This is a genomic window from Polaribacter sp. KT 15 (assembly GCF_900143115.1).
GTDB classification, from domain to species: Bacteria; Bacteroidota; Bacteroidia; order Flavobacteriales; family Flavobacteriaceae; genus Polaribacter; species Polaribacter marinaquae.
Genome location: NZ_LT670850.1, coordinates 2,901,633 through 2,927,697, shown reverse-complemented (window position 1 = coordinate 2,927,697; position 26,065 = coordinate 2,901,633). Strand labels below are relative to the sequence as shown.

Below are 26,065 nucleotides of genomic sequence, written 5' to 3'. Positions count from 1 at the left end.
AAACTTATATATTTAAAATATCTTTTTCAGCTAAAGGTCCCAATTCGTAGATACTTTCTACCAATTCTTCTTTTAACATAATGGCTTCTTGCATTTTACCATTTGCTTTTAAAATATATGCGGCATGTAATAACGCTTCTGGTTCGTAAGTTTTATTTAAAACAAATTTTTCTGTAATTTCTAAAGCCCTTTCTATTTGTCCGTTTTTAAAATAAGACCACGCTAATAAATCATAAGATTGTGCTGTTGGTCTATCTCTTACTTCTTGAGCGGCTATGTTTAAAGCTTTCGATTTTAAATCTTTGTTATCTGCGTATAATAAAACGTCGTATTTATGATACATAACTCCGTAATTAGAGTCTGATACTTGAGTAATGTACTTTTCGATTTGTTGTTTTTTTTCTACTGAGTTTTCCATAAAATCTAAAATTTCTGCTTTTAATAAGTGGTAATCTGGGGATTTGTTTTCTTGAGTTACTGTTTCTAAAATTCTTAAAGCTTCTTTAGGGTTTCGCTCGTAAGAATACACAATCCATGCAATTCCTTTTTTAGCGTAACTATCTTTAGGGTTTAGTTCTAAAGCTTTTAAATAAGCATTATAAGAGTCTTTTATTCTACCTGCATGACCATAATAATCTGCTAGGTTTGTATAATTCCACTGAATTAAAGTTTTGTTATTTGAAGATTTTGCTATTTCTAAAGATGCTTCTAAATATGCTATTGCTTTATCTAAATTACCAATATGATCGTTGTATTTAGAAAGTCTTATTAAATAATCGAAACTCTTAAAGTTTTTAACTTTAGATAAGTATTTTTCAGTTTCTTTAAGATTGCCTAATTCTAGGTTAACATCTATTAACATAAACTGAGTTTGTTGAAGTTTTTCTCCGTTTTTTTCTGCTTTTTTTAATAAAAGCAACGCCTCGTTAAACCTGTGCTGAGAAATATAGTTTCTTGCCAAACCTCTTAAATAACCTGCGTTATTATAAAATGTTTTTTCATTGGCAATGGTTAAGTTTTTTTCTGCACTTTTTAAAGATTCAATTTCTCCTGTTAACTTAAACATTGCATTGTTTGCTGATGCTAATTTTGCGTAATAAGGAAATTGATTCGGAGTCTTTTCTAACTTTTGAGACCAAAAATTAGAATCTGATTGTATGTTTTCTAAAGAGTTATTTTCTGTAGGTTTTAAATAGGCATTATAATCTTTAGTATTTGTTATTTGTTTGTCTGTTGAATTACTGCAACTCGTTGCGATTGAAAAAGTTACAAATAATAAAATTAGTTGGATATATTTCATTGTTTGTATTTTATGTTGATTAAAAATATCTGATGTATTATTAGGGAAAATACATAGAGATATTAGAGAGTTAACTTTTTAATAAAATGACACATGCTCCCTTAAACATGTGTCATTTCTAAAAGCTTCTACTACCAAGGAGAAGCTAAATATGGAAAACTTGTTAAAAAGTCTTTGTCATTTGCATCTACATTATCATTTGATAAAGTTGGATTTTCCATAAAATCTTCTCCACCAAAAATCAATAATAATTCAACAGTAATTACATCATCTGCTAAAGCTCTACCTGTTAAAACGTTTTCTCCGTCGTAAAAAGTAGTTGTACCGTCTAAAGAAACATTTAAAACATCTGTTGCTAATAAACCAGTAAAAGCTGCAGCATCTAAACCTAAAGCATTTGTATCTCCTTCATTTGCATACGCAGGACTTAATCCTTTTAAATTAGCCTCAAACATAGATTGAAACTTTGCATTTTGTTCTGACGGAATTGTGTTATTAAATTCATCTTTATTATCCGAAGAAACAAAAACAGTATTTACTGCTGGTCTTCCCATTTGGTCTTTTTGCATAAAAGTTCCAGAAAAATCTGTTGCTACAACTGCAACCACATCATCGTCGTTATTATTACAGCTAATGAATACTATAGAAGACATTAATAAAGCTGCTGTATATTTTATAAAATTAAATTTCATGATATTTTGTTTTTAAATTTTGTTAATTATTGTTTTACTTTAGCTTCTACCCAAGTATTAATTGTACCAGAAGTACCAACCATACTTTTAGGAACTTCTACAACGATAGAAAGTACATTTGAACCTGCAAAAGTATCAGAACCCGGGTTATTAAAACCAGGAGCAGTTCCGCCAACAACTTCATTATATCTAGCAAAATCCATAAAGAAAGGATCATCTCTTGGTCCTGCAAACATTTTCATTCCTGCACTATTTTCTGCAATAATTGCTGATGAACCATACGCCGTAATATCTACTTCTCCTTTTACAGAAGACATTGTAGCAATATCACTTGTTAATCCTGTAGAAGAAGGTGCTACTGGCCCAAAGAAATACATTTTACCATCTCTAGGAATTGCTTGAATTACCAAATCTTCTACAGCGTCACGATCTGTATCAATATTAAACTCTATCAAAACATTTTCATCAAAAGATGTTGTTGATGTGGCAGAGGGACTTAAAAGACCTTGAACATTTGCTACAAATACTAAATTATCTGTGTTTTCTCCTTCGAAAGCATAAAAATCTGTAATATCTGCAGATGTTCCTTGAGCTGCAGGTGCATCAATATGATCTGCCGCTACTGTTATTAAACCAATAATTGCAACAATTACGGTTCCTATTAAAATTTTACTTTTTTTCATTGTGTGAGTTTTATAGTTAATATTTAATTGAATCTCACACTACTTACGAGGTTATTAGATATACGGTTTTTTAAAATGTAACTTTTTTTCATATTTTTTTCTAATCCCTTATAAACACTGCTAAAAATAGTTGTAAAAATTTTTTAAACATGGTAAATAATCGTAGTATTGTATTAGAAAATTATAATTATTTTGAATAAAAACGAAAAAAAATCTTCTTGGAAAGAAAAACTTCATGAAATTATTTATGAAGCAGACACCAAACAAGGAAAGCTTTTTGACGTTGCATTACTTATTGCCATAATTGCCAGTATTTTATTGGTAATGCTAGAAAGTGTAGAGAGTTTTGATAATGAATATCATGATTTTTTAAACATTGGCGAATGGATTATTACAATTTTCTTTACAATTGAATATATTATTAGAATTATATCGATAAGAAAACCATTTAAATACGTCTTTAGCTTTTATGGTGTTATTGATTTACTTTCTACCATTCCTAAATATTTATCATTTATATTAATAGGCTCGCAAAGTTTAGTGGCTTTAAGAGCTTTAAGATTGTTAAGAGTTTTTAGAATTTTAAAATTAGCAAGATATATTGGCGCTTCAAACAAATTATTATTAGCATTAAAATCTAGTAGAGCAAAAATTGCTGTGTTTTTATTTTTCGTTTTAATAGTTTGTGTAATTTTAGGTACAGTTATGTATATGATAGAAGGTGCCGAAAATGGTTTTACAAATATTCCTAAAAGTATTTATTGGGCAATTGTAACGTTAACTACAGTTGGTTTTGGTGATATTGCACCGCAAACACCATTAGGCCAATTAATTGCAAGTGTAATTATGATTTTAGGGTATTCTATTATTGCAATTCCAACCGGAATTGTTAGTTCTGAAATGACAAAAGCAGATGAAGATATAGACACAAATACACAATCTTGCCCAACGTGTTTAAAAGAAAAACATAAAAAAAACGCAACATTCTGTTACAATTGCGGTAGCATTTTAAATTAAATGAACAAATACAAAAACACTTTAATAACAATTGTTGGTCCTACCGCAATTGGTAAAACTGCTTTAAGTATTAAACTTGCCAAAGCATATAATGCGAGCATTATTTCTTGTGATTCTAGACAGTTTTATAAAGAAATGACTATTGGTACAGCAGTACCAGAACCAAAAGAATTAGCCGCAGCAAAACATTATTTTATTCAAGATAGAAGCATTTTTGACACTTATAATGTTGGTGAGTTCGAAAGAGATGCTTTACAAACTTTAGACAATTTATTTCAAGAAAACCCAATACAGATAATGGTTGGCGGTAGTGGTTTGTATGTAGATGCTGTTTTAAAAGGATTGGATTATTTTCCGGAAGTAGATGCTAATATTAGAAAAAAGCTAACACAACAATTAGAGTCTGAAGGAATCGAAGTTTTACAACAACAATTAAAAGAGTTAGATATTGCTACTTATAATACTATCGAAATTGAAAATCCGCATAGAATAATGAGGGCTTTAGAAATTTGTATTGGTACAGGAACGCCTTATTCTACTTTTAAAAATAAACCTAAAAAAACCAGGAATTTTAATAGCATTAAAGTAGGTTTAAATGCAGAAAGAGAATTAATTTATAATAGAATTAATTTAAGAGTAGATTTGATGATAAAAAATGGCTTAATTGAAGAAGCCGAAAAACTTTTTCAGTTTAAACATTTAAACGCGCTACAAACTGTTGGTTACAGAGAACTTTTTAATTATTTTGAAGGCAACTTTACTAAAGATTTTGCAATATCAGAAATAAAGAAAAACACCAGAAGATTTGCAAAAAGACAACTAACTTGGTTTAAAAAAGATACTGATACCTTGTGGTTTGATTATTTAACAGACATTAATAGTATTCAAAAAGAAATTGATTCGAAACTTTAAATGAAAGATAAAATTTTTACATTATTAAGTAAGGTTTACAATTTAAAAAACAAAATTGCCTTCTACCCTTCTATTATTGCTTTGGGCGGAGTTTTTTTTGCTTATTTAATGATGTTTTTAGAAAATCTAGGAATTTCTGATTATTTTCAAGAAATATTACCAGAATTAGTAGTTAATGACGAAGAAACTGCAAGAACTATTCTTTCTACTTTTATTGCAGGATTAACATCAATAATGGTTTTTAGCTTTTCTATGGTTATGATTTTACTTAACCAAGCGTCTAGTAATTTTTCTCCTAGATTATTACCTGGTCTAATTTCTAACAGAAGACATCAAATTGTTTTAGGCTGCTATTTATTTACCATTATTTACTGTATTTTAATTTTAGTTTTTATAGAACCAAATGGTAAAGATTATCAATTACCAGGTTTTTCTGTGGTACTTTCTATCGTTTTCATGATAAATTCTCTTGGCGCTTTTATATATTTTATCCATTCAATTTCACAAGAAATTCAGATTAACAATATTTTACTTAAAATTTATAGAAAAGCAGAAAAAAGCTTAAAAAAGTTAATCGAAATTGAAAAAGAAGTCAAAGATAAATCCGACACAAAAAACTGGATTGAACACAAGACGAAAAAGTCGGGTTATTTTAAAACTGTGTCTACAGATATTTTAGTTGATATGGCTTGCAAACATAAATTTGAATTAGAAATTTTATCAAACCAAGGCTCTTATTGCAGTGAAGGTGATGTATTGTTTAAATCGAATATCAAATTAAGTGAAGAAATTTTAGAAAAAATATACAATAATTTTGAATTTTCTAAAGGAGAGTTAATTGATAACAATTATCTTTTAGCTTTCAAACAAATTACAGAAGTAGCAGTAAAATCAATGTCACCAGGAATAAATGATCCTGGAACAGCTATAAATGCAATAGATTATTTATCTGAATTATTGGCGCTTAGAGCACAACTTACCAATTTTGAAATTAAACAAAAAGAAAACACAGATGCTTTAATAATAAATACGTTAAATTTTAAAGATTTAATTTATAATATTATGGCGCCTTTAAGAACCTATTGCTCGCATGACATAATTATAGTTAAGAAATTACTTATCTCTTTATTAAGAACAAAAAACAAAACGAATATTACATCGTACAAAACAATTCTTTCTTCTGAAATAGAACTGTTAATTACAGATGCCAAAATAAATATTAAAAACACCGAAGATCTTAAAAATTTAGAGGCTTATTTAAATTAATAATCTTTTATACATTTGTTATCCTAAAATTAAATTATGAAATTAAAAATCACATTATTGTTTATCGCTTTTATAAGCACAATTTCTTTTGCTCAAACCAAAGTTGGATCTATCGATAGCGATTACATTATTAGCCTTATGCCAGAAAATAAAGTTATCTTAAAAATGGCTCAAAAATATGGTGCGAAACTAGATTCTTCTTTTACTGTGAAAGTCGAAGATTTTAGAGCGAGATTAAAAGATTATCAAGCCAAAGAAAAAGAAATGGGCGATTTAGAGAAAAAGACAGTTCAAAAAGAATTGGCTTCTTTAGAACAAGACATCAACCAATATCAAAAAAATGGTAACACATTAATGGGCTTAAAAAGAGACGAATTAATGCGTCCGCTTTATAAAAAACTTTCTAATGTTATTGCAGAAGTTTCTAAAGCAAATGGTTATACTCAAATTCTTACAACTACCGGAAATCAATTTGCATACTTAGATCCTAAATTTGATATTACAGATTTAGTCATTAAAAAATTAGGAATTACAGTTCCTAAACCAACTAAACAATAAGAAATAGATAAATAAAAAGCCTCATAATTATTCATTATGAGGCTTTTTTTATAATCAGAATATACTATTACTCGTACTGCTTCATTTCTTCATCATAAAACATACCTGCTTTATCCATTAAATCTGCTAATTCTGTAGCAATATCTTCTTCATTTTCTCCTGTTAAATCTTCAAACCACTCAATTTCATCATCTTTTAAATTAATTATAAAACGTGGGAATTCTGTGTGCAACACAAAAATATCTTCTGGTGCGTTGCTATTATCTGCAAGTAAAAACTTTGGTAAATCCATTATTTATTTTTTAATATTTTAAAACTTATGTATCAATGTTACTTTAAATTTAAGCAACAATTATTTTTTCGTCTTTCTCTTTAATCAACTTTAAAGTTAAGGAATTAAACCTTATAAATAGTAAAACAGATGCTGTTGTTAAACCTGCCAACAAACCTAACCAAATACCAAAACTGCCGTACATGCTTTCTTGCCCTAAATAATAAGAAACCGGAAAACCAACAACCCAATAAGATATAAAGGTTAACAACGTAGGAATTTTCACATCTTGTAATCCTCTTAAAGCTCCTAAAACAACAACTTGTATACTATCTGATATTTGAAAAAATGCTGCCGCCAATAATAAATTTGCTGCAATAGATAGTACTTCTTTATTATCTACATAATTTGCTGTATCGCTTAAATCTACATATAAATTTGGTAAACTTTTATGAAAAATAAAGAATAATAGCGCAAAGAATGTGGCTAGCAAAACTCCTAATAAAAATATAGAGAAAGCTATTCTGCGCAACTCTCTGTAATTTTGTAATCCTTTTTGATTACCAACTCTAATCATAGAAGCCACACTTAAACCCATGGCAACCATAAATGTCATAGAAGATAAGTTTAATGCTATTTGGTTTGCTGCTTGCGGATTTTTACCCAACAAACCACTTAACCAAATGGCAGCAGTAAAAATTGCTACTTCAAAAAACATTTGCATTGCACTTAAAGAACCTAAGTTTATAATCTTTTTAATCATTAAAAAATCTAAAACAAAAAACTGAATATTTTTTACAATTCTTTTAGATCTTTCTTTAAAACGTAAAAGAACCCATAAATAGATAACCATTATTATTCTTGAAGCTAAAGTACCATAGGCTGCACCAACAATTCCCATTTCTGGAAAACCAAACTTACCAAATATTAGTAGATAGTTTAAAAGCACATTTACAATATTTGCTAATAAAGTAGCGTACATAGGATATCTTGTCATCGACATACCATCACTAAATTGTTTAATTGCCTGAAAAATTATTAACGGAATTAGTGAAAAAGCTACCAAATCTAAATACGGTATTGCCAATGCTACAACTTCTTCGGGCTGTTTCATTAAATACATAAGTGGCTTAGAAAAATAGACTAATAAAAACAATAAAATACCTAAAGTAGTGCATAAAAACAAACCATGTTTATAGGTAGATCTTGCTTGTTTTAAGTTGTTAGAAGAATCTGCTTCTGCAATTAATGGTGTTATGGCTGTAGAAAAACCAATACCAATAGACATTGCAATAAACATAAAACTATTACCCAAAGAAACCGCAGCTAACTCTGCAGTACCTAATTGACCAACCATAATGTTGTCTATAAAACTAACAAATGTATGCCCAAGCATACCTAACATAACTGGTGCTGCTAATTTTAGGTTGTAATTAAATTCTGAAGTGTATTGAGATAGATTCAACTTTCTTTGTTTTTCGGACAACAAAAGTACAATTAGTTCATAAATTATATATATGTGCGAACAGAAGTTATACACAAAAAAAAGCTACCATAAAAAGGTAGCTTTTTTATTTAAGAATTATTTTTAATTACATTTTGGCTTTAGGCAATAATACGGCATCAATCACATGTATTACTCCGTTAGATTGATTTACATCTGCAATTGTAACTTTTGCTTTTCCTCCATTTTCATCAGAAATATAAACATCTTTTCCTTTCATCCAAGCAGTAATTTCTGCACCACTTACTGTTTTAATTACAGCTTTACCATTTCTTTTTTTAATAAGGTTTATAATTTCTGTTGCACTCCAGTTACCAGCAACAACATGATATTTTAAAACAGACTGTAATTTCATTTTGTTTTCTGCCATTAACAAAGCATCTACAGTTCCTTTTGGCAACATACCAAAAGCTTTGTTTGTTGGCGCAAAAACTGTAAACGGACCATCGCTAGATAAAACACTAACTAAATCTGCAGCTTTAACTGCCGCAACTAATGTTGTATGGTCTTTAGAATTAACAGCATTTTCTACGATGTTTTTAGAAGGATACATTGCTGCACCACCAACCATTTTCGTTTTTTGTGCCATAAAAGATTGACCTAAAAACATTGCAAAAATAAATACTGAGGCTTTGATAAAATTTAATTTTTTCATAATTTGTAAATTGAGTTATTAATTTTTTGTTCTCAAAAGCACTTACGATATTCATTTACTTTTGGTTTTGTTAAAAAAATCCCAAAACAAATATTTCTTAGGTTTCCATCTATATAATTACTCGAATAATTTAATTATTATTACTTTTGATTTCTAATTAAAAAAACAAATAATGGCAGATATATCTTTAAAAGGAAACGCAATAAATACAATAGGAAATTTACCAAAAATTGGTTCTAAAGCTTCTAATTTTTCTTTAAAAACAGTAGATTTATCAGAAAAAACGTTAGAAGATTTTAAAGGTAAAAAAGTAGTTCTTAATATTTTTCCTTCTATAGATACTGGTACTTGTGCTACTTCTGTAAGAGAATTCAATAAAAAAGCATCAGAATTAGAAAACACTGTTGTTTTATGTATTTCTAAAGATTTACCATTTGCGCAAGCTCGCTTTTGTGGTGCAGAAGGTATTGATAATGTTGTTATGTTATCTGACTTTGCAAATGGAAGTTTTGGTAAAGATTATGAACTTGATATTGCTAACGGACCTTTAGCTAACTTACACTCTAGAGCAGTTGTAATTTTAGATGAAGAAGGTAAAGTTATTTATACTGAACAAGTTTCTGAAATAGCAGATGAACCAAATTATGAAGCTGCATTAAAAGCAATATAATTTAATGAAAAACCCAAACGACGGCTTTGTTAAAGGTAGATTACGCAGTTTAAAATTTGCTTTTAGAGGTACTTGGTTGCTTATTACAACAGAAGATAGTATCAAGGCGCAAATTGCAATCGCAATAATTGCAACTATTTTAGGCTTTTATTTTAACATCTCTAATATAGAATGGATGTTTCAATTTATGGTAATAGGAATGGTTTTAGTTGCCGAATCTTTAAATACCGCTGTAGAAAAAATTGCAGACTTTATTCATCCAGATTTTCATGTTAAAATCGGATTTATAAAAGATATTGCTGCTGGAGCACCTACTTTTGCAGCTATAATATCTTTAATTATCTCTGGGTTCATTTATATTCCAAAAATCATTTTACTATTTTAGCATAACTCACTTATAATAATTCATTTACTTAATGGCTAAAAGAAAACCTAGCGTAAAAAAAAACACGAAAACATTAGAAAATAAACCTCCTATTTTTGCTTTTTTAAAAACAAAACAGGCACAAACAATTTTTGGTTTTTTTTTAATATCGTTTTCTGTTTTTTTATGCATTGCTTTTATATCATTCTTTTTTAATTGGCAAGAAGACCAAAGCACATTAGATCAATTAACAAATAGAGCCGTTAAAAGCAGTAATTTATTAGGTAAAATTGGCGCAAATTTAAGTCACTTTTTTATATACAAAGGCTTCGGAATTGCTTCTTTTATAATCGCAATTCAGTTATTTTTAATGGGTTTAGATGTATTGTTTAAAAGAAAACTTTCTAAAATTATTCTTGCTTGGAACTGGAGCTTAGTTGCGATGGTTTTAATATCGATTTCACTTGGTTTTCTACATGTAAAGTTTGCACTATTATCTGGTATCGTTGGTTTTGAAATCAACCAATATTTACAAGATTTTATTGGTAAAACTGGTTTGGCTATTGCATTAATCTTTCTATTTGCTGCCTATATTGTAGTTCGATACAAGGTTACTTTTGACCTTTTTATTGAAAAGTTAAAACAAAAAAGAGCGGCTAAAGAACAAGAAGAATCTTTAATTGTTCAAGAAAACATTTCTAATGCAATAGAAGATGAAAAGACTATTGAAAAGGAAAAAACAAATGAAGTTGTAAAGAAAACGGTCGAAGAATCATCCGAAGATAAAGAAAAGTCTAATTTCGAAAAATCTGTAATCGATTTAAAACCAACAATTTCTAAACATTCTGATGTTGAAACAAAAAAAGAAGAGTTAACTTTAACTGTTGCGCATGAACCAGAAGCAAATGTTGAAGAAACTGTAGAAGATTTAAACGACGTAGGCATCGATGTTGCAATTGGTAGAGAAGAAGAATCTTCGACTCAGAATTTATCTGATAAATTAGTAAAAGATTTTGGTGAATTTGACCCAACCTTAGAACTTGCTAATTTTAAGTTTCCTACTTTTAATTTATTAAAACAATACAACGAAACAATATCTATAGATCCGGAAGAATTAGAAGCTAACAAAGACCGAATTGTAGAAACTCTAAAAAATTATAAAATTGGTATTGCAGAAATTAAAGCTACTGTAGGACCAACAATTACCTTATACGAAATTGTACCAGAAGCTGGAATTAGAATTTCTAAAATTAAAAATTTAGAAGACGACATTGCACTTTCTTTATCTGCATTGGGTATTCGTATTATTGCCCCAATTCCTGGAAAAGGTACAATTGGTATCGAAGTACCAAATAAAAAATCTACAATAGTTTCTATGCATTCTGTAATTTCATCAAAGAAATTTCAAGAATCGCCAATGGAATTGCCAGTTGCCTTAGGTAAAACCATTTCTAATGAAACATTTGTAGTCGATCTTGCAAAGATGCCACACTTATTAATGGCGGGTGCAACAGGTCAAGGTAAATCTGTAGGTTTAAATGCTGTTTTAACTTCCTTACTTTATAAAAAACATCCGGCAGAAGTAAAATTTATTCTAGTTGATCCTAAAAAGGTAGAATTAACGCTTTTTAATAAAATTGAAAGACATTACTTAGCAAAATTACCAGATGTTGAAGAAGCTATTATTACTGATACGACAAAAGTTGTACATACTTTAAATTCTTTATGTATCGAAATGGATAACCGTTACGATTTGCTAAAAGCTGCAATGGTTAGAAATATTAAAGAGTACAATGCTAAATTTAAAGCTCGAAAACTAAATCCTAACGACGGACATCAATTTTTACCCTATATTGTTTTAGTTATTGATGAATTTGCAGATTTAATTATGACTGCTGGTAAAGAAGTAGAAACACCAATTGCGCGTTTAGCACAACTTGCTAGAGCTATTGGTATTCATTTAATTGTTGCAACACAAAGACCTTCTGTAAACGTAATTACAGGTATTATAAAAGCCAATTTCCCTGCAAGAATTGCTTTTAGAGTAACATCAAAAATAGATTCTAGAACAATTTTAGATGCTGGTGGTGCAGATCAATTAATTGGTAGAGGAGATTTATTATACACCGCTGGTAATGATATCAATAGAATACAATGTGCTTTTGTAGACACACCAGAAGTAGAAAAAATCACCGATTTTATTGGTTCTCAAAAAGCGTATTCAGAAGCATTTTTACTGCCAGAATATGTTGATGATGAAAGTGGCACAACTGTTGATATAGACATTGCAGACAGAGATAAACTGTTTAGAGATGCCGCAGAAATTATTGTTACAGCACAACAAGGTTCTGCCTCTCTACTACAAAGAAAGTTAAAACTTGGTTACAATAGAGCTGGTAGATTAATAGATCAATTAGAAGCGGCAGGAATTGTAGGTGGTTTTGAAGGTAGTAAGGCCAGACAAGTTTTAGTACCAGATTTTGTAGCACTAGATCAATTATTAGAAAACGAAAAAAAAGTATAATCTCATAGAAGAGTTTACAATTATTAAATTATGAAGAAATTAGGAATCTTATTTTTAAGTCTTTTTATTACAACTATTACATTTGCTCAAAACGATGCAAAAGCAAAATCTTTATTAGACGAAGTTTCTACTAAAATGGGCGCATATAAAAATATGTACATTGGTTTTAGCCAAACGTTAAGTAATGAAGATGCCGGAATTAAAGAAGGAGATGAACCACCAATTAGAGGTGAAATTAATTTACAAGGAGAAAAATATAGCTTAAATTATTTAGGCAATCAGTTTATATATGATGGTAAAAAATTATATGTAATTAATCATGAAGAAAAAGAAATTTTGATTTCTGATAGCGATTTAAGTGGAGACGACGGCTTTATTTATCCTTCTAAACTATTAACTTTTTATAAAGAAGGATACAATTTACAATGGGGTAAATTACAAAATATTAAAGGTAGAAAAATACAATTTGTTACTTTAAATCCTATAGATAGTGCTTCAGAAATTGTAAAAGTAGAGTTGGGTATCGATGCTAAAACAAAGCACATTTACAAGCTTATTCAAACAGGAGCAAATACTTCTAAAACAACTTTTACAATCACAAAATTTAGAAAAAACGAAGAATTATCTAAAAACTTCTTTTCTTTTAACAAAGCAAAGTTTTTAAGTAAAAACTACACAATAGACTAATTTTATCGATTAATACAAAATTAGTAGCATATTTATATTTAAGAAACTACTTTTGCTACAATGAAAATTTTAGATAAATACATCTTAAAAACCTTTCTAAAACCTTTTGCTGCAACATTTTTAATTGTATTGTTTGTTTTAGTAATGCAATTATTATGGCAAACCTTCGAAAACATTGCAGGTAAAGGTATTAGTGTTGTGTTTATTTTAAAGTTTTTATACTATACATCATTAAGTATTGTGCCACAGGCATTGCCAATAGCAGTTTTACTTTCTTCGATTATGGCTTTGGGTAGTTTAGGTGAAAACTACGAATTTGCCGCCGCTAAATCAGCAGGAATTTCTTTGCAAAGATTGGTTAGACCTCTTGTATTTTTAACACTAATATTAAGTGGTGTTAACTTCTTATTTTTGAATAATATTTTTCCTTATGCTATTTTAAAACAACAAAATTTATATTACAATATAAAAAAGAAAAAACCCGCACTAGCATTAGTTCCGGGAAGTTTTAATAGCGATTTACCAAATTATCAAATTAAGTTTGAAGAAAAATATGGTGAAGAAAAAAATCTCTTAAAAAAAGTTTTAATTTATGATTTAAGTTCTAGACAAGGCAATCAAAAAGTAATTACTGCAGAAAGAGGTAAAATTATTTCTGAAGAAGGTTCTAGATACATGACTTTTATATTGTACGACGGTTATTATTATGAAGACCATACCAAGTCTCAAAGATCACCAGACAAAAAAGCAAAAATGCCTGCTTCTCAAGCAACATTTAAAGAATATGAATTCAATATTGATATTTCTGATTTAGTTGGTGATGGACAATTGGATGAACAAAGGTTTAAAAATAGCTTTAAAATGCTAAAATTAAACCAATTACAAGACACCATACCTGTTATTAAAGATTCTTACAACACAATTCTTTCGTTAAGAGCCAAAAGTATTGCTACAATTTCTAAATCTAAAGAACTTTATAAATATTCCGATACACTAAAAATTAAATACTTAGATTCAACAAAAATATTAAACAACTTTTCACTTAAAGATAAAATAGGTATTTTAAATGGTGCAAAAACCAAAATGAATAGTGCCTTAACCAATGTGAAAAATAATATGACGACTATAAAAAGGAAAAGAAAAACTCTTAACTTTTTTGATTCTGAATATTACGGCAGAATTGCATTATCTTTCTCTTGCTTAATTTTATTTTTTATCGGTGCACCATTAGGTTCTATTATTAGAAAAGGTGGTTTTGGTTTACCCATGATTTTAGCAATTTCTATTTATGTATTATATTTCTTTGGTAACACCTTTGGTAAAAATTTAGCAGAAGAAAGTTCTATATCTTCTTTATTAGGTTCTTGGGTTTCTGCAATGATAATGGTTCCTTTTGGTATCTTATTAACCAGAAGAGCAACCAAAGATAAAGGCTTGTTTAATGTAGATGCAATTACACAACCTATTAAAAATTTCTTTTTAAAATTTAAGTCTAAAAAAGACAACTAAAATAAATATGACTTCAATATCAAATAAAAATAACACACAACTAGATAGTATTGCAGCAGCAATAGAAGATGTAAGAAACGGTAAAGTTATTATAGTTGTAGATGACGAAAACCGAGAAAATGAAGGTGATTTTTTAGCAGCCGCAGAAAAAGCAACTCCAGAAATGATTAATTTTATGGCTACTCATGGTCGTGGGTTAATCTGTGCTCCTTTAACAGAAAAAAGATGTAAAGAGTTAGAATTGGGAATGATGGTGAATAATAACACAGACCCAATGGAAACAGCTTTTACAGTTTCTGTAGATTTAAGAGGAAAAGGAGTTACTACAGGTATTTCTGCATCTGATAGAGCTTTAACAATGCAAGCGTTGGTAGATAAAGAAACGAAACCTTTCGATTTAGCAAGACCCGGACATATTTTTCCGTTAAGAGCAAAAGAAGGTGGTGTTTTAAGAAGAACCGGGCACACAGAAGCGGCAATAGATTTTGCACGTTTAGCCGGTTTAGAACCTGCAGGTGTTATTGTAGAAATCATGAACGAAGATGGTACAATGGCACGTTTGCCACAACTTTTAGAAGTTGCCAAAAAGTTTGACATCAAAATTGTTTCTATCGAAGATTTAGTTGCTTACAGAATGGAGCACGATTCTTTAATCGAAAAGAAAGAAGATTTTGATATTATAACGCGTTTTGGTGAATTTAGATTAAGAGCTTATGAGCAAACAACTAATAATCAAATTCATATTGCATTAACAAAGGGTTCTTGGTCTAAAGAAGAAGGTGTTTTAACTAGAGTAAATTCTACCTTAGTTAATAACGATATTTTAGGTACCTTAACTAATAATGCAGATAAGAAATTAGACCAAATGTTTCAAGTGATTAATGATGAAGGAAAAGGTGCAATCCTTTTTGTGAATCAACAAAATCAATCGCAAAACTTGTTAACTAGATTAAAAATATTAAAAGAAAATCAAGAGCATGGCGAAATAAAAGCACCAGACATTAAATTAGATAATAAAGATTTCGGAATTGGTGCACAGATTTTACATGATCTAAATATTAGTAAATTAAAATTAATTACCAATTCGCAACAAACAAAAAGAGTTGGTATGATTGGTTATGGTTTAGAAATTGTAGATTATGTAACCTATTAATCTATGCTTTGGATATCTTTATTAATTATTATTTTAATGATTTTGAAATTCTTTAATAAAAGTAAACCCAGCAATTCTAAAAGAAAATCTTTTTATTTTAAAAGAAAACTATAGAAATAAAAAAACTCCCAATTCATGGGAGTTTTTTTATGTTTGATGCTATCTAATTTTTAAACAACTACTTCTACTCCACTTTCCAATTCTATTGCAGCATTATCTTTAGTAAATAACCTTGCTGTATGTGTACCTTTTAAAGTAATTTCATCATTTTTAACTGCTAACCAACTACCTTCTCTTAACCCTAAAACAGGCGTATCATTAAAAACATGAAACTCTTTTATTCTTGTTTCTCTTGTTTCGCCCATGTGTGTAGAACCTTCTTCTGGATCTAAATAATGTGCGTTTATGTTAAAAGGAATACAACTTAAAGTTTTAAAACTTGGCGGATACACAATTGGCATATCATTGGTGTTTTTCATGTTAACACCACATATATTACTACCGGCACTTGTACCTAAATAAGGCGTTCCGTTTTCTAATACCGCTTTTAAAGTTTGTAAAATATCATGTTTGTAAATTTGATTTACCAGCTCAAACGTATTTCCACCTCCTGTAAAAATTCCTTCAGCATTTTGTAAAGCTTCTTTTTTATTTTCGAACTCATGCAACCCTTTTACGGCAATATTAATGGTAGCAAATGCTTTATTTACTATTGCAGTATAGGCGTCATACGTGATTCCGCCTGGTCTTGCGAAAGGTATAAAAACTATGGTTTTTACATTTTTAAAATGCGTTTTTAATGTTGGTAATAAATATTCTAAATATGTACTTCCAAAAACTGTAGAAGTACTTGCTATAATCATGTTTTTCATACATCAAAAATAATAAAATTGTACTAGAATTTAGGTTTAACAAAAATTTACAATTGCATTAATACAATTTTAAGACGATTACTAATTTTCTTTGTAGCATGAGAAATTGTATCCTTTTCATTCTTCTTATTACTTTTATCAGTAAAACTTATACACAAAGTAATCGATTAGAAATTGCCGGAATTGTAAGCTTAGATAGCTTACCAATTAAAGATGTACATATTATAAATTTAAATACCAATATTGGTACTATCTCTAATGATTTAGGCGAATTTATTATTCCTGTAAAATTAGGTGATAGCTTATCTTTTTCTCATATCAATTTAAAAAATAGCGTAATTAACATCACAAAAAAGGATTTAAAGAGTTTAAAAATAGATATCAATTTAACACAGCAAATTGTTAGTTTAGAAGAATTTACTTTAGAAAAACCACGTAGTATTTTCGAACAAGACAAAGATATTTTTGTGTATAAAGGTCCGGTAATAAATGCAGCAACATTAAATTTACCATATGCCAATACTGTTGCAAAAGAAGACAAAGCTATTTTTAAATTTAGTAGTGGTGGCGTTGTAAATTTAGATAATTTAATAAATGCTTTAAATGGCAATAATCGAAGTGCTAAGCTTTTAAAGAAAATTCAATTAGAAGATAGCAGATTGTCTAAAATTAGAAAGTATTTTTCTGATGATTTTTTTATAACAGATTTGCAGATTAAAGAAGAACAAATTAACCCTTTTTTAAATTATTGTATTCAGCAAAATATTATTTATCATTTTAATAAAAAAGAAAATTTAAAAGTAATGGCAATACTTTTAAAGCAAAGTAAATCTTTTCCTTTAAAAGAGGCATCTGATATTAAAGTGACTCTAAAAAAGGATTAATTTTAACATGCTTTTACAATTGCTTTAATAGATTTTTAAGACTGGTTTCTACTTACTTTGTAGAAAATCAACCACATGCCTAAAAAATTACTTTACATTTTTATTTTAATTCCTCTATCAATTTACTCACAAAAACAAGCTTCTATATTTAAAGGCAAAACTATTGATTCTACTGCCGCAGTAAAAGATGTACACATTATCAATTTAAATACTAAAGCAGGAACATTTTCTCTAGAGAACGGAAAATTTCAAATAAAAGCTAAAGTTAACGACACTTTACAATTGAGTTCTATAGGTTATCAAACAAAAAAAATGATTGTAAAAGCCTATCATTTTATAGAAAAAGAAAATTTGATCGAAGTAAAAGAAGCGATGTATAATTTAGATGAAATTGTATACAAAAGAACCAATTTAACAGGTTTTCTAGCAGCAGATATTAAACAAACACCTAAAAAGAATTATAAAGAAAAAGCCGTTGCCGATTTATTGATAGGTATTAAAAATTTAGATTTAAAAGAAATTGCAAATATGAAAATAGGTTTGGGTGAAGCTCATTTAATAAAACCAACTAAGGTAAGATTACCAAATACTTTTGAAGGCGTTGGTTTCTCTTTTGCTGCTGGTAATTCTAAAAAGAAAAATTTTAGTGATGTACTAGATGAAGAAGATAAAATAGTTAAGAAAATTTACAACCTATTGGGTGAAGATTTTTTTAAAAATGATTTAAATATTAAAAAAGAACAACATATTCTTTTTATAAATTATTGCTTAAACAAAAACATTATAACAGTTTATAAAAATAATAATGTGCTAAAATTAATAGAAATATTAAAAAAAGAGCGCGTTAATTTCACCAAACAATAGTATCTTTTAACAGAAGTTTATAAAAATAAACAGTAATTTTAATCAATGTAATTCCGTAATTTGTAAACAACCAACTTTATTAAATGGCAAAAAAAATACTTTTCCTCTTTTTATGCTTTAGTAGTTTCTTCAATTTTGCTCAAGATAGAAGAACAATAATCAACGGAAAAGTTACCGATTCTTTAAAGTTTGTAAAAAATGCCAATATTATCAATCTTAAAACAAATCAAGGTACTTTTTCTGCAGATGATGGTACTTTTAGCCTTTTTGTAAAACAAGGAGATTCTTTAAGAGTTTCGTCGATACAACACATTACCAAAATAATTACTATTACAGAGCAAATTATTAGCACAAAAAAAATGGCTGTTAAATTAGCTTACAATACAGTAGTTTTAGATACATTCGAGCTTAAAAGACATAATTTACTTGGCAGTTTAGAGGCCGATTCTAAATCTGTTCCAATAGATAAAAAAGAAAAAGCACTAAAAAGTATTTTAGATTTTTCTGATATCGATATGTCTATCGTAGCACCAGATGACCTTATAGATAAAATGAAACCCGATTTGGTTACCACAGACCCAACTGCAAGATTTGCCGGCGCGGGTGCTGGTTTTAGCATGCCTTTTAAAGATTCTGAACGTTTGTGGGCATTGCGAAAAAAGTTAGCGAGACAAAAAGCTTTTCCGTATAAAATATTATCAGAGTTAGGTGATAAATTCTTTTTTGATGAATTAAAAATTCCAATCGATCGCTATTTTCATTTTCTTGAATATTGCAATCCTTTAGGGATAGAAGATTTACACAAAGAAAAAAAGATCTTAGAACTCATTAAAATTTTACAATCAGAAAGTAAATCTTACTTATTAATTATAAAAAAAGAGTAATTTGGCTCAGTAATTGTTTTTTAAAACTATATGAAATTAAAAAAATATATTTTATTACTATTCGTAATAACCCTAAGTTCTTTTTCTGTACACAAATATTATTTAAGCTTAACTCAAATAAAATACAACGAAGAAGGTAAATCTGTACAGGTAATTATAAATGTTTTTATGGATGATATTGAAACTGCTCTAAATAAAGACAACAATATCGATTTGCAGCTTACCACCAAAAAAGAACTAAAAAATAACGATATTTATTTTGAAAACTATTTAAAAGATAAATTGCATTTTAAAATTAATAACAACGCTAAAAACTTTAATTATATTGGCAAAGAATACGAAGGCGATTTGGTTTTTTTCTATTTAGAAATAGAAGATGTAAACGCTGTTTCTTCTATAGAAATTAGCAACAAAATACTAATGAAACACTTTCCAGAACAACAAAACTTAATAAAATCTAAAGTTGGTAAAAAAAATAAAAGCGTTTTATTAGAAAAAGATAATTACACAGAAATACTAACATATTAACTATTATTAATCAATTCAAATTTCAAATTATGAGAAAAATAGGGCTACTAATCCTTTCTTTTGTATTTGTAATTGGCGCAACTTTTGCACAAGAATCTGTAACAAAAGAAGGCCATACAAATCAAAACAAATTTAGACAGTTAAAAGAAATTTTACCAACTCCTAATTTACAAAGAACTGCTTCTGGTGCACCAGGAATAAAATATACGCAGCAAAAAGTAGATTACAATATGGATATTGTTTTAGATGATGAAAACGCAAGAATTTATGGTGAAGAAACAATTACATATCATAACAATTCTGATGACACGTTGCAATATTTATGGGTGCAATTAGATCAAAATATGCGTGCTGCAGATTCTAAAACTCCAGATATTCAATCAAGTAGAATTCCAGGTAAAACTTCAACAGCAAGATTTAATAAATCTTATATCGATGCACCTTTTGATGGTGGTTTTAAAATTGAACACGTTAAAAATATAGATAATAGCAATTTATCTTATACGATTAACCAAACAATGATGCGTATCAATTTAGCGCAACCATTGGCTTCTGGAGAAAAGTTTCAGTTTAAAATAAAATGGTGGTACAACATCAACAACCACAGAACAGATGGTGGTAGATCTGGTTACGAGCATTTTAAAGAAAACGGTAATAATAATTATGTGATTGCACAGTTTTACCCAAGAATGTGTGTATATGACAATGTAGAAGGATGGCAAAACGACCAATTTTGGGGAAGAAGTGAATTTGCTTTAGAATTTGGAGATTTTACAGTAAACATTACTACGCCAGACGACCATATGTTAGGGGCAACTGGTGTTTTAAAAAACCCAGAAGATGTATTCTCTAAAAAAGAATTAAAAAGAATTGAAAAAGCTAGAAAAACTTTTGACAATCCTGTAGTTATTAGAACACAAGAAGAAGCAGAAAAAATTGAAAAAAAGAAGTCTAAAAAAACAAAGACTTGGCAATTTTATGCAGAAAACGTAAGAGATTACGCATTTGCAACTTCAAGAAAATTTATTTTTGATGCAATGGCTGTAAATATTAATGGCAAAACCGTAATGGCAGAATCTTTATATTCTAAAGAAGCAAATCCGTTATATGGCGACCATTCTACTAGAGCAGTTGCACAAACTTTAAAAACGTATTCTAGATATACTTTTGATTATCCTTATCACAAAGCTATTTCTGTAGACGGACAAATGGGTATGGAGTATCCGCAAATTTGTTTCAATCCTGGAAGACCAAACCCTGATGGAACTTATTCTGATAGAGTAAAGTATAGAATGATTAAAGTTACTATTCACGAAGTTGGACACAACTTTTTTCCTATGATTGTTAATTCTGATGAAAGACAATGGACTTGGATGGACGAAGGTTTAAATTCTTACATGGAAATGCTTGCAGAATTAGACTACGATAAAGACTTTCCTATTACAAGAGGTTATCCTAAAAACATAGTTCGTTATATGGCCGGAGATCAATCTAGAATTGCGCCAATTATGTCTAAAGGAGATAATGTGTACAGTTTTGGTAACAATGCTTATGGTAAACCAGCAACTGCTTTATGGATTTTAAGAGAAACAATTATGGGTAAAGAATTATTTGACCATGCTTTTAAAACCTATGCAAAAAGATGGAAATTTAAGCACCCAACGCCTGCAGATTTCTTTAGAACAATGGAAGATGCATCTGGTGTAGATTTAGATTGGTTCTGGAGAGGATGGTTTTACACAACAGATGTTACAGACATCGGTATCGAAGGTGTTAAAAAGTTTTATGCAGAAGAATCTAACAACGAAAGTGTTAATTTTGTTGAAGATAAAAGTGCTGGTTTAACAATTAAAAAACCAAAATCTGCTAAACCAAAGTATTTCTATGAAGTTACTTATAACAAACCAGGTGGTTTAGTAATGCCAATTATAGTAGAATTAACTTATGCAGATGGTACTAAAGAAAAGAAAACGTATCCTGCACAAATTTGGAGATACAATGACAAGCAAGTAACAAAAGCAATACATTCAGATAAGCAAATTACTAAGATTGTAATCGATCCAGATTTAGAAACTGCAGATGTAGATGTATCTAACAACAGCTTTCCTAGAGAAAAGAAAGATCAATTTAGTAAGTTTAAAAAGAAAATGAAGAACTAATTTTTAGCTATTCAATTACTATAAGCGGTGTAAATTAATATTTACACCGCTTTTTTTTATAAAGGTTTGTTAAAATTTTAACAATATTTAACAGAACTGCACTTATATGCTTAATTTAGGCGACATAATTAATTCAATTCAAACAAAATGAAAAAACTTTCTTTACTAATGTTTTCTCTTTTCTTTGTTAGTTTTGCAACAATAGCACAACAGAAAACAACAGAAAAAAAGAAAACTCAGCAAGGGCACACAGACGAAAACAAATTCAGACAAATGAAAGATGTTTTCGCGACTCCAAACGATCAACATACTGCATCTGGTGCTCCAGGACATCAGTACTCGCAACAAAAAGTAGATTATATAATGGATATTCGTTTAGACGAAAATGCAAATAAAATCTATGGTGACGAAAACATTACTTACCACAATAATTCTAAAGACCATTTAGAATATTTATGGGTACAGTTAGACCAAAACATGCGTGCAGATGATTCTAAAACACCGTTAGCAAAATCTAACAGTGCTGCTGCCTTTGTTACTCCAGACAACTTTATGAGCTCTTACATGGGCGAAAAGAAAGGTTTTGGATATAATATTACAAAAGTAGAAAGTAATGGTAAGCCATTGTCTCATACAATTAACAGAACAATGATGCGAATTAATTTACCACAAGCATTAGCACCTGGTAAAACTTTCGAATTTAGAATTGAATGGAATTACTTAATCAACGATATCAACAAAGATGGTGGTCGTTCTGGTTTAGAATCTTTTCCTGATGGAAACAAAAATTATACAATTGCTCAGTTTTTTCCAAGATTAGCAGTTTACAATAACGTAGAAGGATGGCAAAACATGCAATTCTGGGGTCGTTCTGAATTTGCTTTAGAATTTGGAGATTACGAAGTAAACTTAACAGTACCAGCAGACCATATTGTAGAAGCTACAGGTTCTTTACAAAATGAAAAAGATGTTTTATCAAAAACACAACGTAAGCGTTTTGAAAAAGCTAGAAAAAGTTTTGACAAGCCAGTTCTAATTGTAACTCAAAAAGAAGCAGAGAAAAACGAAAAAGGACGTGCTACAGGTACAAAAACTTGGAAATTTAAAGCAAACAAAGTTCGTGACTTTGCTTTTGCTACGTCAAGAAAATATATTTGGGATGCAATGGCAGTTAACATTAACGGTAAAACTGTTATGGCTACTTCTTTATATCCAAAAGAAGGAAACCCGTTATGGGAAGAGCACTCTACTAGAGCTGTTGCAACAACTTTAATTGAGTATTCTAAATTAACTTTCGATTACCCTTACCCAAAAGCTGTTTCTGTACACTCAGAAAGACAAGGTATGGAGTACCCAATGATCTGTTTTAACTTTGGTAGACCAAATGAAGACGGAACATACTCTGACAGAACTAAAAAAGGAATGTTAGGAGTAATTATTCATGAAGTTGGTCACAACTTTTTTCCAATGATTGTAAATTCTGATGAAAGACAATGGACTTGGATGGATGAAGGTTTAAACTCTTTCGTAGAAATTTTAGCTGAAGATGTATATGACCCAGAATTATTTGCTTCTAATCCTGCTAAAAACATTACACGTTATATGGGCGGAGACCAAGCAAACATCTCTCCTATTATGTCTCAAGGAGATTATGTAAAGCAATTTGGTCCTAATGCATATTCTAAGCCAGCTGCTGGTTTATATATCTTAAGAAAAACAATTATGGGTCCAGAATTGTTTGACCATGCATTTAGAACTTATTCTCAAAGATGGATGTTTAAACACCCAACTCCAGAAGATTTCTTTAGAACTATGCAAGATGCATCTGGTATGGATTTAGATTGGTTCTTTAGAGGATGGTTTTACACTACAGATGTTACAGATATCGGTATTAAAGCTGTTAAGCCTTTATATTTAACAGATAAGCCAAGTGAAAGAGTAACTAAGCTAAAAGAACAATACAAGCAGTATTTTGACAACTTAGGTGACTTAGTGTATATTACAGACAAAAAAGAAGATGCAAATGCAAATGCAATGAATAAATATGCAAATGGTAAAGAAGTACCTGCGTATATTTACTCTGTAGAATTTGAAAAGCCAGGTGGTTTAGTAATGCCAATTATCGTTGAATTAACGTATGCAGATGGTACTACAAAAAGAGAAACTTTTCCTGCACAAATTTGGATGCGTAGCGATACAACTGCAAGAAGAGTATTTTCTTCTACAAAAGAAATTACAAGTATAGTAGTAGATCCTGATTTTGAAACTGCTGATGTTGATACTTCTAACAACAGCTGGCCTAAAAAAGAAGGTAATAAATTTGAAGACTTTAAAAAGAAACAAAAGAACTAAAACTTCTATTGTTTGTACTTTATAAACAAGTACTATTTAAATTATAAGAAAATCCAGAGAAATTATTCTCTGGATTTTTTATTTTTAAGAACCATAAAATCTCTCAAAACACTTAAATACATCATCTTATATTTTACATAAACACTCAAAATTTATATCATAGGTATGTTACTGTTAATTAAATCGTTATTTTTATCATAAATACACTGTATTACCTAATAATTTGTATACAAACAATTAGCAAAGATTAAAAAGTAAGTTTATAAACCTTCATTTAAAATCTATTAAATGAAGTTATTAAATAATAAAAAAATGAAATCACTTATCCGCCTTAACTTTATCTTTTTATTTTTATTAATATTTGGATGTTCTAAAGATAGCATCAACACCAATCAATTATCTGACTTAACGGTTACGGATATAGATGGTAATATTTATAACACTATTACTATTGGAAATCAAGTTTGGATGCTTGAAAACTTAAAGACCACAACTTATAATGATGGCTCACCAATCAATAAATATGAATTCGGGAATGATTGGCATAATGGAAATACACAAATAGATTATTATCAATGGGCAGATACCTTTGATTTAAACAGACAATTTGATGAAGAATTACCGTTTGATTATTACGGAGCAATGTATAATCATTTTGCAATAGAATCTGGGAAATTAGCACCTAAAGGATGGAGAATTCCTACGGTTGCAGATTTTATAGAATTAGAACGCCATCTCTCAAACAACGGACAATTAGGAACGGAAGGTAAAGCGCTTAAAACGACAACAGGATGGTTAAACTTGTCAGGAAACGGAACAGATGCTATTGGTTTTAAGGGGTTACCAAATGGATATATAAATGCTTTTGGTGGTCCAACATTGGGTGGCGGAATCTGTACTTGGGCTACAAACACTGTTAACACACAAAATGGCACTAGAGCTACTATTAACCTTTTTGATAAAACGACGATACTTTATGCTAATAATGCAATTCAAATTGGTGCAGGAATAAGATGTATAAAAAAATAACGTATGTATACATCGTGTATAAAAAATTAAGGAATCAAAACAAATTACTTAAATATTGAAAGTAATTATACGCAACATTTCTATAGTTTGCGCATCTAATAAATATAGAAACACTAAAACTTTAAATTCATGAAAAAAAAGATTTTATTATTAATGATAATCGGTACCTTATTCTCATGTTCTAAAAATGCTGAAAATGACACTGAAAATATATTAGTCGGTAATTGGACTCTAATACAAATGACCGGTAGCATACCAAATTCAGAAACTTCTGGTACTGAAATGGACTGGCAAGAAACCTATTTATTAAACGCTGACGGAACATTTTTAAAATCAAGAGATAAAGATGGAACTACAATCGAAGTTTCTGGAACTTATAATTTTATTAATAATTCGAACGAAACTTTAGTAGAATTAAACTTTGATTCTGAAAGTGCTATTATTGGATCATGTAATTCGAATAGTAAAGAAACTATGAAACTTGAGTCTGAAACCATTTTTATTAACACTTGGAATGCTTGTGATGGCCCTGAGTTGAAATACGAAAAAACCAATTAGAACTACTTATCCTAATAATTAATTACTAACTTAACGCTTAATTTCTAAAGGTTTAAAGTACTTTATTGGCTAGTTAAAAAACTAGATTAACAACATTTAGACCTTGCTTGCAATTACGAAACAGCACCAAGCACCTAAATTTTTAAATTAACGTCTACGAACTCTATACA

The 26,065-nt window shown here is 29.3% G+C and carries 25 protein-coding genes; 18 read left to right on the top strand and 7 right to left on the bottom strand.

All coding sequences use genetic code 11. From position 1 onward, the window contains the following. Positions 1 to 4: 4 nt before the first annotated feature. The 3 genes from B5464_RS12925 to B5464_RS14535 form a co-directional block, all read right to left on the bottom strand. Positions 5 to 1,300 (bottom strand): tetratricopeptide repeat protein, encoded by a 1,296-nt coding sequence (locus tag B5464_RS12925; protein WP_079738710.1) that lies wholly within the window; start codon positions 1,298 to 1,300, stop codon positions 5 to 7. 131 nt (positions 1,301 to 1,431) lie between these two features. Then, the gene (locus B5464_RS14540; RefSeq protein WP_079738709.1) at positions 1,432 to 1,992 is read right to left on the bottom strand and encodes a DUF4331 family protein; all 561 of its coding nucleotides are present in this window, start codon (positions 1,990 to 1,992) and stop codon (positions 1,432 to 1,434) included. Positions 1,993 to 2,018: 26 nt separating this feature from the next. Further along, on the bottom strand, positions 2,019 to 2,675 hold the full coding sequence (locus B5464_RS14535; protein WP_079738708.1) for a DUF4331 family protein: 657 nt from the start codon (positions 2,673 to 2,675) through the stop codon (positions 2,019 to 2,021). 192 nt (positions 2,676 to 2,867) lie between these two features. Between B5464_RS14535 and B5464_RS12910 the strand changes: the two genes are divergently transcribed. From B5464_RS12910 to B5464_RS12895, 4 genes are read left to right on the top strand one after another with little or no spacing between them, the layout of a single operon-like run. Further along, on the top strand, positions 2,868 to 3,692 hold the full coding sequence (locus B5464_RS12910) for an ion transporter (RefSeq protein ID WP_079738707.1): 825 nt from the start codon (positions 2,868 to 2,870) through the stop codon (positions 3,690 to 3,692). Continuing rightward, positions 3,693 to 4,604: a tRNA (adenosine(37)-N6)-dimethylallyltransferase MiaA gene (miaA, locus tag B5464_RS12905; RefSeq protein ID WP_079738706.1), complete on the top strand. Its 912-nt coding sequence runs from the start codon at positions 3,693 to 3,695 to the stop codon at positions 4,602 to 4,604. Next, the gene (locus tag B5464_RS12900) at positions 4,605 to 5,870 is read left to right on the top strand and encodes a DUF2254 domain-containing protein (protein ID WP_079738705.1); all 1,266 of its coding nucleotides are present in this window, start codon (positions 4,605 to 4,607) and stop codon (positions 5,868 to 5,870) included. A gap of 36 nt (positions 5,871 to 5,906) precedes the next feature. Further along, positions 5,907 to 6,428, top strand: a complete 522-nt coding sequence (locus B5464_RS12895) for an OmpH family outer membrane protein (protein WP_079738704.1) — start codon at positions 5,907 to 5,909, stop codon at positions 6,426 to 6,428. Positions 6,429 to 6,495: 67 nt separating this feature from the next. Here B5464_RS12895 and B5464_RS12890 read toward each other — a convergent pair whose 3' ends face one another. The 3 genes from B5464_RS12890 to B5464_RS12880 all read right to left on the bottom strand — a co-directional run bounded on the left by B5464_RS12890 (position 6,496) and on the right by B5464_RS12880 (position 8,858). Continuing rightward, positions 6,496 to 6,720 (bottom strand): hypothetical protein, encoded by a 225-nt coding sequence (locus tag B5464_RS12890; protein ID WP_077809130.1) that lies wholly within the window; start codon positions 6,718 to 6,720, stop codon positions 6,496 to 6,498. Positions 6,721 to 6,769: 49 nt separating this feature from the next. Continuing rightward, positions 6,770 to 8,164: an MATE family efflux transporter gene (locus B5464_RS12885; RefSeq protein ID WP_172830887.1), complete on the bottom strand. Its 1,395-nt coding sequence runs from the start codon at positions 8,162 to 8,164 to the stop codon at positions 6,770 to 6,772. Between the two features lie 127 nt (positions 8,165 to 8,291). Further along, positions 8,292 to 8,858, bottom strand: a complete 567-nt coding sequence (locus tag B5464_RS12880) for a fasciclin domain-containing protein (protein ID WP_079738703.1) — start codon at positions 8,856 to 8,858, stop codon at positions 8,292 to 8,294. 172 nt (positions 8,859 to 9,030) lie between these two features. Between B5464_RS12880 and tpx the strand changes: the two genes are divergently transcribed. The 6 genes from tpx to ribB are packed head-to-tail and all read left to right on the top strand — an operon-like array spanning position 9,031 to position 15,765. Continuing rightward, positions 9,031 to 9,528, top strand: a complete 498-nt coding sequence (tpx, locus tag B5464_RS12875) for a thiol peroxidase (protein WP_079738702.1) — start codon at positions 9,031 to 9,033, stop codon at positions 9,526 to 9,528. A gap of 4 nt (positions 9,529 to 9,532) precedes the next feature. Continuing rightward, positions 9,533 to 9,913: a diacylglycerol kinase family protein gene (locus tag B5464_RS12870; protein ID WP_077809127.1), complete on the top strand. Its 381-nt coding sequence runs from the start codon at positions 9,533 to 9,535 to the stop codon at positions 9,911 to 9,913. Positions 9,914 to 9,944: 31 nt separating this feature from the next. Then, the gene (locus tag B5464_RS12865) at positions 9,945 to 12,416 is read left to right on the top strand and encodes a DNA translocase FtsK (protein WP_079738701.1); all 2,472 of its coding nucleotides are present in this window, start codon (positions 9,945 to 9,947) and stop codon (positions 12,414 to 12,416) included. A gap of 30 nt (positions 12,417 to 12,446) precedes the next feature. Continuing rightward, a complete protein-coding gene (locus tag B5464_RS12860) occupies positions 12,447 to 13,103 on the top strand; it encodes an outer membrane lipoprotein carrier protein LolA (protein ID WP_079738700.1) in 657 nt (218 codons plus the stop codon). A gap of 60 nt (positions 13,104 to 13,163) precedes the next feature. Continuing rightward, a complete protein-coding gene (locus B5464_RS12855; protein WP_077809124.1) occupies positions 13,164 to 14,612 on the top strand; it encodes an LptF/LptG family permease in 1,449 nt (482 codons plus the stop codon). Positions 14,613 to 14,619: 7 nt separating this feature from the next. Beyond that, entirely contained in the window at positions 14,620 to 15,765 is a 1,146-nt protein-coding gene (ribB, locus tag B5464_RS12850; RefSeq protein WP_079738699.1) for a 3,4-dihydroxy-2-butanone-4-phosphate synthase, read from the top strand. A 170-nt stretch (positions 15,766 to 15,935) separates the two neighbouring features. On the opposite strand, the gene pepE is transcribed toward ribB, so the two are convergent. After that, positions 15,936 to 16,637, bottom strand: a complete 702-nt coding sequence (gene pepE / locus B5464_RS12845) for a dipeptidase PepE (RefSeq protein WP_079738698.1) — start codon at positions 16,635 to 16,637, stop codon at positions 15,936 to 15,938. A gap of 98 nt (positions 16,638 to 16,735) precedes the next feature. Here pepE and B5464_RS12840 point away from each other — a divergent pair, with 98 nt between their 5' ends. The 8 genes from B5464_RS12840 (at position 16,736) to B5464_RS12805 (ending at position 25,895) form a co-directional block, all read left to right on the top strand. Next, positions 16,736 to 17,521 carry a hypothetical protein gene (locus tag B5464_RS12840; RefSeq protein WP_079738697.1) on the top strand — a complete coding sequence of 262 codons (786 nt, stop codon included), beginning with the start codon at positions 16,736 to 16,738 and terminating at the stop codon, positions 17,519 to 17,521. Between the two features lie 75 nt (positions 17,522 to 17,596). Continuing rightward, on the top strand, positions 17,597 to 18,385 hold the full coding sequence (locus B5464_RS12835; protein ID WP_079738696.1) for a carboxypeptidase-like regulatory domain-containing protein: 789 nt from the start codon (positions 17,597 to 17,599) through the stop codon (positions 18,383 to 18,385). A gap of 83 nt (positions 18,386 to 18,468) precedes the next feature. Next, the gene (locus B5464_RS12830) at positions 18,469 to 19,269 is read left to right on the top strand and encodes a hypothetical protein (RefSeq protein ID WP_079738695.1); all 801 of its coding nucleotides are present in this window, start codon (positions 18,469 to 18,471) and stop codon (positions 19,267 to 19,269) included. Positions 19,270 to 19,299: 30 nt separating this feature from the next. Then, on the top strand, positions 19,300 to 19,797 hold the full coding sequence (locus B5464_RS12825) for a DUF6702 family protein (RefSeq protein ID WP_079738694.1): 498 nt from the start codon (positions 19,300 to 19,302) through the stop codon (positions 19,795 to 19,797). Positions 19,798 to 19,826: 29 nt separating this feature from the next. Beyond that, on the top strand, positions 19,827 to 21,956 hold the full coding sequence (locus tag B5464_RS12820; RefSeq protein ID WP_079738693.1) for a M1 family metallopeptidase: 2,130 nt from the start codon (positions 19,827 to 19,829) through the stop codon (positions 21,954 to 21,956). 147 nt (positions 21,957 to 22,103) lie between these two features. Then, positions 22,104 to 24,308, top strand: a complete 2,205-nt coding sequence (locus B5464_RS12815) for a M1 family metallopeptidase (protein ID WP_079738692.1) — start codon at positions 22,104 to 22,106, stop codon at positions 24,306 to 24,308. 288 nt (positions 24,309 to 24,596) lie between these two features. Then, on the top strand, positions 24,597 to 25,337 hold the full coding sequence (locus B5464_RS12810; RefSeq protein WP_079738691.1) for a fibrobacter succinogenes major paralogous domain-containing protein: 741 nt from the start codon (positions 24,597 to 24,599) through the stop codon (positions 25,335 to 25,337). A gap of 153 nt (positions 25,338 to 25,490) precedes the next feature. After that, positions 25,491 to 25,895 (top strand): hypothetical protein, encoded by a 405-nt coding sequence (locus B5464_RS12805; protein ID WP_154066974.1) that lies wholly within the window; start codon positions 25,491 to 25,493, stop codon positions 25,893 to 25,895. Positions 25,896 to 26,065: the final 170 nt, after the last annotated feature.